The 14,436-nt window shown below is 71.1% G+C and carries 12 protein-coding genes; 10 read left to right on the forward strand and 2 right to left on the reverse strand.

Going from position 1 to position 14,436, the window contains the following annotated elements; genetic code table 11:
- The first annotated feature begins 12 nt into the window (after nucleotides 1–12).
- Genes OG741_RS08805 through OG741_RS08815 form a run of 3 tightly spaced genes read left to right on the forward strand, consistent with a single transcriptional unit; the run spans nucleotide 13 to nucleotide 3,214 of the window.
- On the forward strand, nucleotides 13–762 hold the full coding sequence (locus tag OG741_RS08805; RefSeq protein ID WP_405596249.1) for a GntR family transcriptional regulator: 750 nt from the start codon (nucleotides 13–15) through the stop codon (nucleotides 760–762).
- 32 nt (nucleotides 763–794) lie between these two features.
- The gene (locus OG741_RS08810) at nucleotides 795–1,958 is read left to right on the forward strand and encodes a type ISP restriction/modification enzyme (protein ID WP_405596250.1); all 1,164 of its coding nucleotides are present in this window, start codon (nucleotides 795–797) and stop codon (nucleotides 1,956–1,958) included.
- A gap of 59 nt (nucleotides 1,959–2,017) precedes the next feature.
- Nucleotides 2,018–3,214, forward strand: coding sequence for a CaiB/BaiF CoA transferase family protein (locus tag OG741_RS08815; protein WP_405596251.1), 1,197 nt, complete (start codon nucleotides 2,018–2,020; stop codon nucleotides 3,212–3,214).
- A gap of 72 nt (nucleotides 3,215–3,286) precedes the next feature.
- Here OG741_RS08815 and OG741_RS08820 read toward each other — a convergent pair whose 3' ends face one another.
- Nucleotides 3,287–3,550: a hypothetical protein gene (locus OG741_RS08820; RefSeq protein WP_266478115.1), complete on the reverse strand. Its 264-nt coding sequence runs from the start codon at nucleotides 3,548–3,550 to the stop codon at nucleotides 3,287–3,289.
- Nucleotides 3,551–3,808: 258 nt separating this feature from the next.
- On the opposite strand from OG741_RS08820, the gene OG741_RS08825 reads away from it, so the two are divergent.
- The 4 genes from OG741_RS08825 (at nucleotide 3,809) to OG741_RS08840 (ending at nucleotide 10,039) form a co-directional block, all read left to right on the forward strand.
- Nucleotides 3,809–5,341 (forward strand): DUF4331 domain-containing protein, encoded by a 1,533-nt coding sequence (locus OG741_RS08825; RefSeq protein ID WP_405596252.1) that lies wholly within the window; start codon nucleotides 3,809–3,811, stop codon nucleotides 5,339–5,341.
- A 127-nt stretch (nucleotides 5,342–5,468) separates the two neighbouring features.
- Nucleotides 5,469–6,785: a tetratricopeptide repeat protein gene (locus OG741_RS08830; protein WP_405596253.1), complete on the forward strand. Its 1,317-nt coding sequence runs from the start codon at nucleotides 5,469–5,471 to the stop codon at nucleotides 6,783–6,785.
- Nucleotides 6,782–8,341 carry a sulfite exporter TauE/SafE family protein gene (locus OG741_RS08835; RefSeq protein WP_405596254.1) on the forward strand — a complete coding sequence of 520 codons (1,560 nt, stop codon included), beginning with the start codon at nucleotides 6,782–6,784 and terminating at the stop codon, nucleotides 8,339–8,341. The genes OG741_RS08830 and OG741_RS08835 overlap by 4 nt, the downstream gene beginning before the upstream one ends.
- A 42-nt stretch (nucleotides 8,342–8,383) precedes the next feature.
- On the forward strand, nucleotides 8,384–10,039 hold the full coding sequence (locus OG741_RS08840; RefSeq protein WP_405596255.1) for a protein kinase domain-containing protein: 1,656 nt from the start codon (nucleotides 8,384–8,386) through the stop codon (nucleotides 10,037–10,039).
- On the opposite strand, the gene OG741_RS08845 is transcribed toward OG741_RS08840, so the two are convergent.
- Nucleotides 10,023–10,832 carry an SGNH/GDSL hydrolase family protein gene (locus tag OG741_RS08845; RefSeq protein ID WP_405596256.1) on the reverse strand — a complete coding sequence of 270 codons (810 nt, stop codon included), beginning with the start codon at nucleotides 10,830–10,832 and terminating at the stop codon, nucleotides 10,023–10,025. The two genes, OG741_RS08840 and OG741_RS08845, sit on opposite strands and share 17 nt — an antisense overlap.
- Nucleotides 10,833–11,493: 661 nt before the next feature.
- Between OG741_RS08845 and OG741_RS08850 the strand changes: the two genes are divergently transcribed.
- Genes OG741_RS08850 through OG741_RS08860 form a run of 3 tightly spaced genes read left to right on the forward strand, consistent with a single transcriptional unit; the run spans nucleotide 11,494 to nucleotide 14,434 of the window.
- Nucleotides 11,494–12,432 carry a glycosyltransferase family 2 protein gene (locus OG741_RS08850; RefSeq protein ID WP_405596257.1) on the forward strand — a complete coding sequence of 313 codons (939 nt, stop codon included), beginning with the start codon at nucleotides 11,494–11,496 and terminating at the stop codon, nucleotides 12,430–12,432.
- Nucleotides 12,429–13,634, forward strand: coding sequence for a glycosyltransferase (locus OG741_RS08855; protein ID WP_405596258.1), 1,206 nt, complete (start codon nucleotides 12,429–12,431; stop codon nucleotides 13,632–13,634). The genes OG741_RS08850 and OG741_RS08855 overlap by 4 nt, the downstream gene beginning before the upstream one ends.
- Nucleotides 13,635–13,654: 20 nt before the next feature.
- Complete coding sequence (locus OG741_RS08860) at nucleotides 13,655–14,434, forward strand: polysaccharide deacetylase family protein (protein WP_405605462.1); 780 nt, start codon at nucleotides 13,655–13,657, stop codon at nucleotides 14,432–14,434.
- The last annotated feature ends 2 nt before the right edge of the window (nucleotides 14,435–14,436 follow it).

A 14,436-nucleotide genomic window follows, 5' to 3' on the forward strand; every position in this document is an offset into this window, starting at 1 on the left:
ACGGAGTACGCCGTGACCGCCTTCGCCCCCGATTCGCTGGTCCTGAACCGCAAGCTGCCGCTGTGGTACCAGGTCTCGCAGTCGCTGCGCGCCTCGATACTGGGCCGAACGCCCGAGGCGTCGCTGCGGCTGCCCACCGAGGAGCAGCTCGCCGCGCACTACGGCGTCAGCGTGCTCACGATGCGCCAGGCCCTCAAGGAGCTTGAGGAGGAGGGCCTGATCAGCAGGCACCGGCGGCGCGGCACGTTCATCGAACCGGGGGCGCGGCGGGGAGCGCCGCGGCGGCTGCTGGGCTCGATCGACGCGATCGTGGCCCAGCAGTCGGGCGAGCGCACGACGATCCTGGGGCACGGCCCCGAGCCGGTGCCCGGCGAACTCGCGGAACACTTCCCCGACGACGCCGAGGTCGTGACGTACCGGCGCCTGCGCTGCGACGGCGAGAGCGGTGAGCCGACCAACTGGGCGGAGAACGCCGTCCGTCCGGACATCGCGGCACGGCTGGACCTCGCGGACCTGGAGCGCTGGCCGATGACGAAGGTGCTGCGCGACGGGGTGGGGGTGCGGATCAGCCGCATCACGGACACCGTGGAGGCGCGCCTCGCGGACCCGCGGACGGCGGAGCTGCTGAAGGTGCCGCTGCTGAGCCCGATCCTGCACTACACAGGCGTGACGTACGACGAGAAGGGCCGCGTGGTGGACGTGGCCCGGATCCGGTACCGGGGGGACCGCTTCTCCTTCTCGGTCACCGTCGACGCGGAGTGAGCGTTGTCAGGGCCCGCGGTTAGCATTTCCGCATGCCGATGCTGGACGAGCTCATGCCGTGGGGCACAGCACCCCTGCGGCTGGGGCGGCCCTGGGTGATGGCTCCGGATGCCGCCTCCCTCAAGGCGCGCTGGGATGCCGTCGTACGGGCGGAGGGCGTCGAGCAGGACGCGCTGTTCGGATGCACGCGGGCGCGTACGCCGCGCAGTGCCGTCAGTCAGCTGCCCGGGCAGAGCAGTGGGACAGCCAGGTTCGTGCGGGAGCACGGGCCCTGTCCGGCGCCGGTGCGGGTCTGCCACGGGGCCTTCGACGAGCAGTGGCTGATCCCCGACCACCGGCTCATCGATGTCGCCAGGCCCGAGCTGTGGCGGGTGGCCGACGAGCGGCAGCTGTTCGTCGTGGAGCAGGGCTGGGTGGCTCAGTCCGCGGGCCCCGCCGTCAGCGTCTGCGCGCTGCTGCCCGACGGGCGCTCCCCGGCCGGACGGCCCGGCCGGATCCGGCCGCTCTACCGGCGGCCCGGGGGCGTGGAGCCGAATCTCGCGCCGGGTCTGCTGTCCGCACTCGGCAGCCTTTACGGACACGAGGTCGGCGTGGACGAGATGGTGGCCTGGATCGTCGCGGCCGCCGAGCCGTCGGCCGCCGGTTGTGTGGTGCCGCTGCCCGCCGACCCCGATGTGTGGCGGTCCGGCGTGGAGTTGGGGCGAGAGCTGACGCGGATCCAGCTGCGCGGGGCCCGGGGCGGCGAGCGGCCCCGGCTACCGGGCGGACGGCGGCCCTATGTGCGGGCCGCCGTGCCCGCGCGGCCCGATGCCATCGCGTACGACGCCGAGGAGGAGGTGCTCAGCCTGGGCGACGGCCGCATCTCCCCCGTGCCCGCCGAGGCCTGGGACTTCCATGTCGCCGGCGTTCGCGTGCTGGAGCTCTGGTTCGAGGGCCGTACCGCCGCGGCCGAACCCGGGACGCCGGCGGCGATACGGCCCGCCGTCTGGCCGCAGGAGTGGACCTCCGATCTCCTGGAGCTGATCACCGTACTGGCCCTGCTGGACGAACTCCGCAGCAGACAGGACGAGTTGAAGGTGGAGGAGGAGATCACCGAGCTGCCGGGCGTGCTTCCGCCGCCCGCCGCCGCCCGGCGGCCCGCCTCCGTACTCGACCACCACGAAGAGGGCCCGGAGGGTCAGTTCGCCCTGGTATGAGGGGGGTGACGCGCGCCCGGGGTGACAAAGGTGGCACGTACACGGTAGGCACGGCTGTTATGAACCATCAGCCCCTCCCCCTCGACGGGATCACGGTCGTCGCCGTCGAACAGGCCGTCTCGGCGCCGTTCGCCACACGCCAGCTCGCCGATCTGGGGGCCCGCGTCATCAAGATCGAGCGCCCCGACGGCGGCGACTTCGCCCGCGGCTACGACACCGCGGCGCACGGGCTCGCCTCGCATTTCGTCTGGTGCAACCGCGGCAAGGAGTCCATCGCCGTCGACCTCAAGGACCCCCGCGGCCTGGACATCGTGCGCCAACTCCTCGCGGATGCCGATGTGTTCGTGCAGAACCTCGCCCAGGGAGCGGCGGCCCGGCTCGGTCTGGACGCGGCCACCCTGTGCCCGGCGCACCCGCGGCTCGTCGCCGTGGACATCTCCGGATACGGCGCGGAGGGGCCGTATGCGCACAAGCGCGCGTACGACATGCTCGTGCAGTGCGAGGCGGGCCTGGTCTCGGTGACCGGGACCGCCGACCAGCCCGTCAAGGCGGGCATTCCGGCGGCCGACATCGCCGCGGCGATGTACGCCTTCTCGGGGGTGCTGGCGGCCCTGCTGCGGCGGGGGACCACAGGGCTCGGCGGGCCGGTGGAGATCTCGATGCTGGACTCGCTGGCCGAGTGGATGGGGCATCCGCTGCACCACGAGATGCATGGGGGTGAGGCCCCGGCGCGCACCGGGGTCGCGCACGCCGTCATTTCTCCGTACGACGCCTATGCGACGGCGGACGGCGGCCAGGTTCTGCTGTCCGTACAGAACGACCGGGAGTGGCGACGGCTGGCCGAGCAGGTACTCGGCCGGCCCGAGCTGGCGGACGATCCGGTCTTCGCGACCAACAGGGCCCGCACGACGAACAGGGCGGAGACCGACGCGGCGGTGGCTGCGGGCCTGTCGTCGCTGAGCCGCGACGAGGCGATCGACAGGCTGGAGGCGGCGGGCATCGCGTGCGCGCGGCTCAACAGCGTGAGCGACCTGGCCGCGCATCCGCAGCTCGCGGCGCGCGACCGGTGGCGGAACGTGGACTCACCGGCGGGGCCGCTGAGGGCACTGCTTCCGCCGATCGTCCTGCCGGGCGGGGACGAGGCCTGGATGGGTGCGGTTCCCGCGCTCGGCGAGCACACCGACGCGCTGCTGAAGGCCCTGGGGATGACTGATGCCGGGACAGCGGCGCTGCGCCGGGACGGTGTGATCGCCTGAGCGCGTTCGCGTACACGGGTGAAGCGAAGGGAGGGGGCGCTGACGCGCCCGGTCTGATCCGAAAGATGCCCCCTAGCGGCGGCTGCCGAAGAGTGAGCGACGCAGCCGCTTGAGCGGCGCGAAGAGGGAGACCCGCTCACTCTTGCTCTTGCGGGTGTGCGCGACATCACGCGAGGTGAGCTCGAGCATCAGCGATGTCGCCTCGGCCGCCTCGCCCTGCGGGACGGCGGGACCGCCCAGCACCGAGAGATGTCGGTCGAGACGCGTGCTGGTCGCACCGCTCCCACACGTGATCGCAGGGACACGCGCCCTGCTGCGCATTGCTATCTGTTCCATGTCACTCCCCACCCGTACGAGGGCACCCGGCCCGGGCAGGTTAACCCTATCGCCCCGCCGGCACACTCGTGTATCCCGCCCGCAGGATTCACCACACCCGTACGTGAGTTGACGACTACTCACCGAATCCATGTGATTCCAGGGCGACTTGGGACAGCACCTCGACAAAACTTCTCGGACTGGCGACCAATCCGTTCCGGCCTCCGCACCGAATGGCTGACATCGGAGCAGAACCAGCACTCGCGAAGGACGGATTCGATGACCGCAATGAGCAGCAGCGGGCGGGGGCCCAGGAGGCTCGCCGCTCTTACCTGCGTGGCGCTGGGCGCCGGGGCGCTCGTGGCCTCCGGCGTGACCGGGGTCGAGCCGGGCACGGCCAAGGCTTCCAGCCACCGGGAGGCACCGCTGATCTCCGGGCAGCCGCAGTACGACAACACGGACCTGTACGCGTTCGTCAGCCCCGACAAGCCCGACACCACGACGATCGTCGCCAACGTGCTGCCGTTCGAGGAACCGGGCGGCGGGCCGAACTTCTACAAGTTCGCCGACGACGCCCAGTACGACATCCACATCGACAGCGACGGTGACGCCCAGGGCGACCTGATCTACCGGTGGACCTTCAAGAACCACGTCAAGAACGGCAACACCTTCCTGTACAACACCGGTCCCGTCACCACCATCGACGACCCGGACCTCAACATCACGCAGACGTACGACATCGAACTGCTGAGGCTGAAGAACCAGCATGTGATGCACTCCACGAAGATCGGCGACGATCTGCCGGTGGCACCGTCGAACGTGGGCAAGGCGTCCATGCCCGACTACCAGGCCCTGCGCGACCAGGCCGTGCAGAAACTCGCGGGCGGATCAACGGCGTTCGCCGGTCAGGCGGACGACCCCTTCTTCGCCGACCTGCGCGTCTTCGACCTGCTCTACGGCGGGAACCTCTCCGAGGTCGGCAACGACACGCTCAAGGGCTACAGCGTCAACTCCGTTGCCCTGCAGGTGCCGACCGCGTACATCCGGCAGTCCGAGAAGCAGCCGATCGTCGGCATCTGGTCCACCACCCAGCGCAAGAGCGCGAACGGTCACTGGGCGCAGGTGTCCCGGCTCGGTATGCCGCTGGTCAACGAGGTCGTCATCCCCGTGAAGGACAAGGACAAGTTCAACGCGTCCCACCCGTGGAACGACGGTGACTTCCTCCAGTTCGTCACGCAGCCCGAGCTGCCGAAGCTGATCGAGGGCATCTACAAGATCAAGGCTCCGGCGGAACCGCGCAACGACCTGGTCTCGGTGTTCCTGACAGGCGTCGACAAGCTCAACAAGCCGCCGAAGGTGAAGCCCGCGGAGGCCCTGCGGCTCAACACCTCCATCGCGCCGACCGCCGAGCCCAAGAGGCTGGGTGTGCTGGACGGCGACAACGCCGGATTCCCCAACGGCCGGCGTCTGAGCGACGACGTCCTGGACATCGCGCTGCAGGTCGTCGAGGGCGAACTGGTCGGCTCGAAGAACGACTTGGGCGACGCGGTCAACGAGAACGACCAGAAGTTCGGCGGCAGCTTCCCCTATCTCGCGCTGCCGACGGAGGGCTCGCGCGGCCCGCTCGCCAAGGAGGGCGATGCCAAGGACGCCCAGGGCAATCTGCTCAGCGGGGGCGCGTCGTCCGCCTCCTCCAGCAGCGCATTCACCGACAACACGCTGATCGCCTCCGCTGTCGCCGCGGGTGTGGGCGTGCTGCTGGTCGCGCTGGGTCTGACCTGGTGGCGGACGCGGCGGCGCAACAGCTACTGACCGGCCCGACGCGACAACGAGAGGAAAGGGCAGACAGATGTCCCTGCGAAGGGCGCCAGGAACGACAGCGGCCGACGGCCGCGACCCGGGGGGCCGGGAAACCGGCCCCCGGTTCGGGGCGGGACGTGTGGCCGGGGTGCTCCTGCCGGCCGGAATGCTGGCCGTCGCCCTGACCGTGGGCATCGTCGTGTCCGGCGGCGCGGGCGACGAACCCCCGGCGGCCCGGACCGCCGCGCCTGTTGCGGACGCGCCGTTCGAGCGGATCGGCACCGGTGACCTCGCCCGCGGGGTCACCGGCCTCCAGGCGCATCTGCGGGCGCAGCCCAAGGACGCGCGGGGGTGGGCGGCTCTGGGTGCCGCCTATGTCGAGCAGGCCAGGACCAGCGGTGACCCGACCCGGTATCCGCAGGCCGACAAGGCGCTTGCCCGTTCCCTGGCGCTCCAGCCGCAGGACAACGACACCGCACTCGCGGGTCGTGCCGCGCTCGCGGCGGCGCGGCACGACTTCCGCGGGGCGCTGCGCTCGTCGGAGGCGGCGCTGAAGGTCAACCCGTACAGCGAGCGCGCACTCGCGTCCCGGATCGACGCCCTCGTCGAACTGGGCAGCTACGCCAAGGCGCTGGCGGCCGCCGAGCAGGCCGACGGCCGCCGCCCCGGCATCCCCGTCTTCACGCGCTACGCATACGTCCTGGAGCTGCGCGGCGACATCGCGGGCGCCCGGCGGGTGCTCGGCGGCGCGCTGAGGTCGGCCTCGTCCCCCGGCGACACTGCCTATGTCGCGACCGCCCTGGGCCAGTTGGAGTGGAGCCAGGGGGCGTACGCCCCGGCGCAGCGGTACTTCACGACGGCGCTCGACGCAGACCCGGGGTATCTTCCCGCCCTTGAGGGCCGAGCCCGCACCCAGTCCGCGCGCGGCGACACCAAGGGCGCTTTGCCGGGACTCGAAGCGGTGGTGGACCGGCTGCCGCTGCCGGGTCAGCTGGTGGCGCTGGGTGAGCTGTACGAGGCGGGGGGCCGGGCGGCCGACGCCCGGGCACAGTACGAACTCATCGGCACCTGGACCGAGCTGGCCCGCGCCAACGGCGTCGACACCGATCTGGACACCGCTCTGGCGCTGGCCGACCACGGCGACAGGGCCGAGGCGCTCAAGTCCGCGCGCGCCGAGTGGGGCAAGCGCCGGACCGTGCACACGGCGGACGCGCTGGCCTGGGCGCTGCACGTCAACGGCCGTTCCGCCGAAGCCCTCCCGTATCTCGCCACATCGGCGCCTGCCGGCTGCCGCAACGCGGTGTTCCTGTACCACCGCGGCATGATCGAACGCGCCGCCGGCAGGACGGACGCCGCCCGTGCGTCGCTCGCCGCCGCGCTGAAGATCAACCCCGGCTTCTCCCCCACCGGTTCACGTGCGGCCAGGGCCGCGCTGAAGGCTCTGGAGGCGTCATGAAGAGGCGTACGACCGCTGTCGGCGCGGCGGTCCTCGTCGCCGGTGCCGCGCTCGCCGTACTGCCCGCCGGGACGGCCGCGGCGCATCCCCTCGGGAACTTCACGGTCAATCGCTACGACGGCCTCCTCGTCTCGCCCGGGCGCCTCGGCGTCGACCATGTCGAGGACCTGGCGGAGATCCCCGCGGCCCAGGCCCGTACGAAGGTCGACCGCGACGGCGACCGGGAGTTGTCCCCCGCGGAGCTGTCCTCGTGGGCGGGGACGCGCTGCCGGGACGCGGCGCGGGACAGCCGCGTCACGGTCGAACAGCGCACCGTCGCCCTCACGCCCGGCGCGAGCCGCGCCGAGGTGCGCCCCGGGCAGGCCGGACTGCCGACGCTGCGCGTCGAGTGCAGGCTCACGGCCGAACTGCCCGGCGGGCGGCAGACGATCGGCTTCCGGGCGGCGGGCGGGGCCGAGGGACCGGGCTGGCGGGAGGTCACGGCCCGCGGCGACCGGATGACGCTCACCTCCTCCGACGTACCGCAGACGTCGGAATCGGGGCGGCTGACGAAGTACCCCGAGGGGGAGCTGTCCTCTGCGCCGGACCGCAAGGCGGCGTCGGTCTCGGTCACGCCGGGCGGCGCGCCCGCGGCGGCGGACCGGCAGGAGGCGGCGGCCCCCACGTCCGTACTGCCGCGCGGCGCCGACCGCTGGACGCAGGCGCTGACCGGCCTGGTCTCCCACCGCGACCTGACCGCGGGATTCGCCGCGCTGGCTCTGGCGACCGCGCTGCTGCTCGGCGCGATGCACGCGCTCGCACCGGGCCACGGCAAGACGGTCATGGCGGCCGCGGCGGCGGCGGGCGGGCGCAACTCCCTGCGCGACGTGCTGTCTCTGGGCGCATCGGTGACGATCACGCACACGCTCGGGGTGTTCGCGCTCGGCGGTCTGATCGCGGTGGGCTCGGCGGCAGCGCCGTCGGTGGTCGCCTGGCTGGGCGTCGCGAGCGGGGCCCTCGTAGCGGTGGCGGGTGTGGTGCTCGTACGCAGGGCGTGGAGGACGCGGGGAGCCGCGCACGCGCACGGCCACTCGCACGGGCACGGTCATGAGCACGGGCACGGGCACAGCCATGACAACGGCCACGCGCATGACCACGGGCACGGCCACGACGACGACCACGGGCACAGCCATACGCACGGGCACAGCCACTCCCACACCCATGAACACCGCTCCCTCGGTCTCCGTTCCACCATCCTGCTCGGCTTCGCCGGCGGGCTCGTCCCCAGTCCCTCCGCCGTCGTCGTCCTCGTGGGCGCCGCGGCCCTCGGGCGGGCCTGGTTCGGGCTGCTGCTCGTCCTCGCGTACGGCGCCGGGCTCGCCCTCACCCTCGCCGCCGCGGGCTTCGCGGCGGTGCGGCTCGGCGAACGCGCCACCCGCCTGCTCGCCGATCGCAGCCGCCGCAAGGGGCGGCTGCTGACCACCGCCCAGCGCGCGCTCCCCCTCGGCACGGCCTGCATCGTTCTCGCCATCGGATGCGGATTGGCTCTCAGGGGGGCGGCAACAGCCCTTGCGTGAGGTAATTTGGGGTAGTTCCTCTGCTACCGATGGGGGCTCGCTGTGAGCGAAGTGCCGGGCGATTCGCGGCTGGTGGCAGGGCGATACCGACTGCTGAGCCCCCTGGGCGAGGGCGGGATGGGCGTGGTGTGGCGCGCCCGCGACGAAGTGCTGAACCGCGAGGTGGCCGTCAAGGAGGTCCGCGCCCCGGCCGGCCTCGGCACCGCGGACGAACAGCGGCTGTACGCGCGTCTCGAGCGGGAAGCCTGGGCCGCGGGCCGGATCTCCCACCGCAATGTGGTGACCGTCTACGACGTGGCGACCGAGGACGGCCGTCCCTGGATCGTGATGGAACTCGTGCGCGGGCTGGCTCTGTCCGACGTACTGGACGCGGAGGGCCCGCTCGCCCCGCAGCGCGCCGCGCACATCGGCGCGGAGATCCTCGCCGCCCTGCGCGCCGCGCACGAGGCGGGTGTACTGCACCGGGACGTGAAGCCCGGGAACGTACTGATAGGCAACGACGGCCGTGTGGTGCTCTCCGACTTCGGTATCGCGATGGTGGAGGGGACCTCCAATCTGACGATGACGGGCGAGCTGATCGGCTCCCCCGAATTCCTCGCGCCCGAGCGGGCACTGGGGCGTACGCCGGGGCCCGAGTCGGACCTGTGGTCGCTCGGCGTGCTGCTGTACGCGGCGGTCGAGGGCAACTCCCCGTTCCGGCAGAACACCCCGCTGAGCACCCTGCGTGCCGTCGTCGACGAGGAACTGCCCCCGCCGCGCAGGGCCGGGGCCCTCGCGCCGGTGATCGCGGGGCTGCTGCGCAAGGATCCGGCGCAGCGCCTTTCGGCCGGGGAGGCCGAGCGTCTGCTGCGGGTGGTGGGCGCGGGCGGCACGGCGCCCACGGCTCCGGTGCCGCCGGGGCCGTACAGCCCCACGGTCTCGTCGACGTCCCCGACACCTGTCGCGCGTGCACTCCCCCAGCCGCCCACGCCCGTGCCCGGTCCGGCCACCACGGCCACGACCGGTGTGCCGCCCGATCGTGCGCGGCGTGCGACGGTGGTGCTGGTCGCCGGGGTGACGGCGCTGCTCCTGGCCGTCGGCGGTCTCGCCTGGGCGCTGGTCAACAACGGCAAGGGGAACCAGGGCGGCGGTGACAACAACGGCAGCGTGAGTCCCGCGACGGGGAGTTCGAGCGCGAGCCCCGGCAATACGGCCACCGCCCCCGGAGGCGGCGGGACGGACGGCGGCACCACTGGCAACAGCGGAAACAAGGGCAACAACGGCGGCGGCAACGGCGGTACGTACACCCCGCCGCAGACCGTCAAGGTCTACGCCGAGACGGTGCACGGCAGTTACTCGGGCACCTGCCCGCCGCCCGAGGCGGAGGCTCCGGCCTTCCGGGCGACGATCACGGTGGGCCGCACCCCCGCCTCCGTCGACTACCGCTGGGCGACGAAAAGCGGCGAGAGCTCCGACCCGGAGTGGAAGACGCTCGACTTCGAGGCCGGAGGCTCGAAACAGAAACAGGTCAGCCACGTCGAGCTGACGTACAAGCAGGGCGAGACGCACCACGACCGGATCCGGGTGGAAGTCCGGAGTCCGGTCGAGGCACGCTCCAACTGGATCGATTTCTCGGTCACCTGCGAGCAGGAGAGCCCGACGGACGGGAGCTCCTACACCGCGGGCGCTACGAACGCCCTTCTCAGGCGCGCGAGCTGAAGACGGGCAGGTAGCCGCCGGACTGTCCGGAGGCGGTGGGGTGGTACGACTCGCCGATGTTGAGCCAGTTCAGGCTGTGCAGCCAGGCCGTCCCGGAGCAGATCTCGTGTCCGGTGAAGGCGGGGGTGACATCGGCGAAGGAGTAGCCGTGGTCGGCCGCTCGCTTCGCGGTGGCGGCGTTGAGATAGTCCGCGGCGCCGTTGATCGCGGCCCGTTCGTTCTCGCTCAGTCCTGCGATGCAGCTTCCGCCGAGCTTGTAGAAGCGGGGGTAGCCGAGGACGACGACCCGCGCAGCGGGTGCCCTGGAACTGATGGCCGAGTACACGGAGTCGAGCTTGCCGGGCAGGGTTGTGTCGACGTACGTCTTGGCCTGGTTGATGCGGTTGATGCAGCTGGACTCGGACTGCAGGACGCAGGTGGTCATGACGTCGGAGAAGCCCGCGTCATTGCCGCCGATGGTGATCGAGACGAGGTCGGTCGCGGAGTTGAGGGGGCCGAGCTGACCGGCCGTGACATCACCCGTACGAGCGCCCGAGCAAGCGGTGAACGCGAACGACGAGGGTGAATGCGCGGCCGCCCAGAGCTTGGGGTAGGCCTTGGTGCTGCGCTTGCAGGAGCCGCTCGCACTGTCGTAGCTGCCGGCGCCGACGCCTGAGGAGTAGGAGTCGCCCAGGGCCACGTAGTCAAGGGCGAGGGCGCTGTCCGAGGCCTGTGCCTGGCCTGCTCCGGTGAGAGCGAGGACGGCGCCGAGGAGGAGTGAGGATGAGAATGCCGCGATTCGGGACAGTTTCATGGAACCTCCCTTTAGCAGGATCTCTGCCTCAACTTTCGTAGCAGCGGGCATACTTCACCGGAAGTGTCCATGCCAAGAATGTTGCGTGAGCGCTTCTTGACGGTTACGTCCGGGCTGCGCAGCCCGGACGGTCGCCGCACGTCCTGACGGCGGGCGGAGGGATCACGACGATCACCGTGATCGCCGCCCTGCTCTTCCTCTGGAGCCTCGGCCGGCGAATGCGGAACCCGGAACACATCAATCCGACCGGGCGGTTGATGAAAGGGATCAAGAAAATCCGATCAGGGCGCCCCCATACCTGACCACCGAATGTGTATCAAAAAAGGAAAAAAGCGTCCTTGTTCCAGGTCTTGCCAAACAGTCCTAATCATCAATACCGTCGTACATCCACCCGCAACGGTCCATCACGCAATGCGACTCCAGGGGAGGGCTCAAGCGTCGCGATGGGTTCCTGAGCGGGGCGCGGTAGGGGGGTGCCGTGCTCGGTTTTCGCGCTCTTGCCGAGCCGTTACGCCGCGCGGCCAGTTTTGCCAGCTCACCCACCAAGTACGGAGTCGCTATGTCGTGTTGGCCGGGGTGAGAAGAACCCCCCTTTCGAACCGGAAACTCATCCGGACTGCCCGGGGGTGGGCAGTCCACCGGTGGAGAGGGAACCAGACTCATGAGCTCAGTCCTGCACCCGGCCGCTCCGGGGCAAGATCCGTATTTCGAGCCGTCGCACCATCAGGGCACCACCGAATCAGCCGCCGAATCAGCCGTCGTATCCGTCACCGAAACCGCCGATTCCGCTGCCACAACGGAAGGTCCGGCGAAGGGAGTCGGCCGGATATCAGCTGCCTACCGGCCGATCTCCTCACATCTCGCGATCACTCCGCCCGTGAGCGTCGTGATCCCCGCCATGAATGAGGCGGAGAATCTTCCGTACGTCTTCAAGACACTCCCCGACTGGATTCACGAAGTAGTCCTGGTCGACGGGAATTCCAGCGACAACACCGTCCAGGTCGCCCGCGAACTGCGGCCGGACGTCAAGGTCGTCAAACAGGCCGGCAAGGGCAAAGGGGATGCCCTCATCAGCGGATTCGCCGCCTGCACCGGCGACATCATCGTGATGGTCGACGCGGACGGCTCGGCCGACGGCCGGGAGATCGTTTCCTATGTGTCGGCCCTCGTCTCCGGCGCCGATTTCGCCAAGGGCTCCCGTTTCGCCAACGGCGGCGGCACCGATGACATGACCGCGATCCGCAAGCTCGGCAACTGGGTCCTGTGCTCCGTCGTCAACGCCAAGTTCGGGGCCAGATACACCGACCTCTGCTACGGCTACAACGCCTTCTGGAAGCACTGCCTGGACAAGATCACTCTGGACTGCACCGGCTTCGAGATCGAGACGCTGATGAACATCCGGGTGGTCAAGGCCGGTCTGCGTGTGCAGGAGGTCCCCAGTCACGAGTACCTGCGCATCCACGGCGTCAGCAACCTCAGCGCCGTACGGGACGGACTGCGGGTCCTCCGAGTGATCCTCAAGGAGAAGGGCGTCAGCCGCGCCGAGCGCCGTCGCGAGGCGTCGCTGAGCCTCAGGATGTCGCGGGGAGAGGTGTCTTGAGCGACCGACGCTTCTCTGTGGTGATCTGCGTCTATACGGAGGACCGCTGGGAGGACATCCTCGCGGCCGTCGGCTCCGTACGGCGTCAGTCGCTTCCCGCGCTGGAGACGCTGCTGGTGGTCGACCACAATCCGGCGCTGCTGGAGAGGCTTAACAAGGAGCACAAGGAGTACCGGGAGTACGGCGGGCAGAGCGAGAACGTCGCGCAGGGTGAGGAGGTGCGGGTGCTCGCCAATGCGGGCCCCCGCGGCCTCTCCGCAGGACGCAACACCGGAATCGCCGCGGCCCGGGGCGAGTTCGTGGCCTTCCTCGACGACGACGCCGTGGCCGAGCGTGACTGGCTGCGGTACTTCGCCGAGGGGTACGACGACGACCGGGTGATGGCCGTCGGCGGCCGGACGATGGCCGCATGGGCCTCGGGGCGCAGGCCGGTCTGGTTCCCCGAGGAGTTCGACTGGGTCGTCGGCTGTACGTACCGTGGCCTGCCGCGCGGCAAGGTGCGGGTGCGCAATGTGCTGGGCGGCAACGCCTCCTTCCGGCGCACGGCGTTCGACGCGTCGGGCGGCTTCGCCACCGGCATCGGGCGCGACGGCGACAAACGGCCGCTGGGCTGCGAGGAAACGGAGCTGTGCATCCGGCTCGCCAAGGCGCTGCCCGAAGCCGTGCTGCTGATCGACGACCGCGCGGTGATCCACCACAAGGTCCCGGCGGCGCGGGAGCGGTTCGGGTACTTCCGCACCCGAGCCTATGCCGAGGGTCTGTCCAAGGCGCTGGTGGCCCGAAGTGTGGGCGCGGACAAGGGCCTGGAGTCCGAACGCCGCTACACCACGCGGGTCCTCCCGGCCGGGGTCGTACGCGGTCTGCGCGACGCGCTGCTGGGCCGCCGCGGCGGAGCGGGCCGGGCCGGCGCGATCGTCACCGGGGTCGCGGTGGCGGCGGGCGGCTATGCGGTGGGGAGCCTGCGGGCGCGCAGGGGCGGGGCGACGTTCTCGTCCGGGCCGATCCTGGCAGGCCCGGCCTCGCCGGCTGCCGGTCCTGTGAGACCCGGGCCGATCGCGGGAAACCCAGCCCCGCCGGCTGCCGGTCCGGTGACACCCGGGCCGATCCTGGCGAGCCCGGCCTCGCCGGCTGCCGGTCCTGTGAGACCCGGGCCGGTCGGGGCAACCCCGGCCTCGTCCGTACCGGGAGGTACATCAGGGTGAACCAGCCCGTCCCCGTCCTGATGTACCACGCCGTCGGACACCGGCCGGCCGAGGCCACGTACGGCCTGTCCGTCTCGCCCGAGGCCTTCGCCGAGCAGCTCGAGCTGCTCGGCGGGGGCGGGTTCACGCCCGTCACCACCGCACAGCTCGGCGACGCGTGGCGGTCGGGCGGGCGCCGGCCCCTGCCCCGCCGCCCGGTGCTGATCACCTTCGACGACGGTTACGAGGGCGTGCACCGGCATGCCCTCCCCGTCCTCGCCGAGCACGGATTCGCGTCCACCCTGTTCGTCGCGACCGGCTGGCTGCGCGGCGCCCATGACGACGGCGGCGCGCTCGACACCATGCTCGACTGGGACCAGGTGCGCGAACTGGCCGCCGCGGGCACGGAGATCGGCGGCCACAGCCACACCCACCCGCAAATGGACCAGCTCGACGACGACCGGCTGCACTACGAGACCGCCCGCTGCCGGGACATCGTCGCCGACGAACTGGGCACCGCGCCGGTCTCCTTCGCCTACCCGTACGGCTACTCCAGCCGCCGGGTGCGCCGAGCGGTCCGCGCGGCGGGCTTCGCGCAGTCGCTCGCCGTGGGCAACGCCCTCGCCCTGCCCCGGCAGGGGCCGTACGCCATCCAGCGGGTGACCGTACGGCGCTCCACCGGCATCGAGGAGTTCGAGCGGCTCGTCGAGGGGAGGTCGATCGCCCGGAACTTCGCCAAGGACCGTGCCCTCACCAAGGGGTACGCCGTGGTGCGCCGCACACGCCGGGCCCTCGGGCTGATCCGCGGGACCGTCGGCTGATG

Origin of the sequence: Streptomyces sp. NBC_01410 (assembly GCF_045040195.1) — a bacterium.
Lineage (GTDB): Bacteria > Actinomycetota > Actinomycetes > Streptomycetales > Streptomycetaceae > Streptomyces.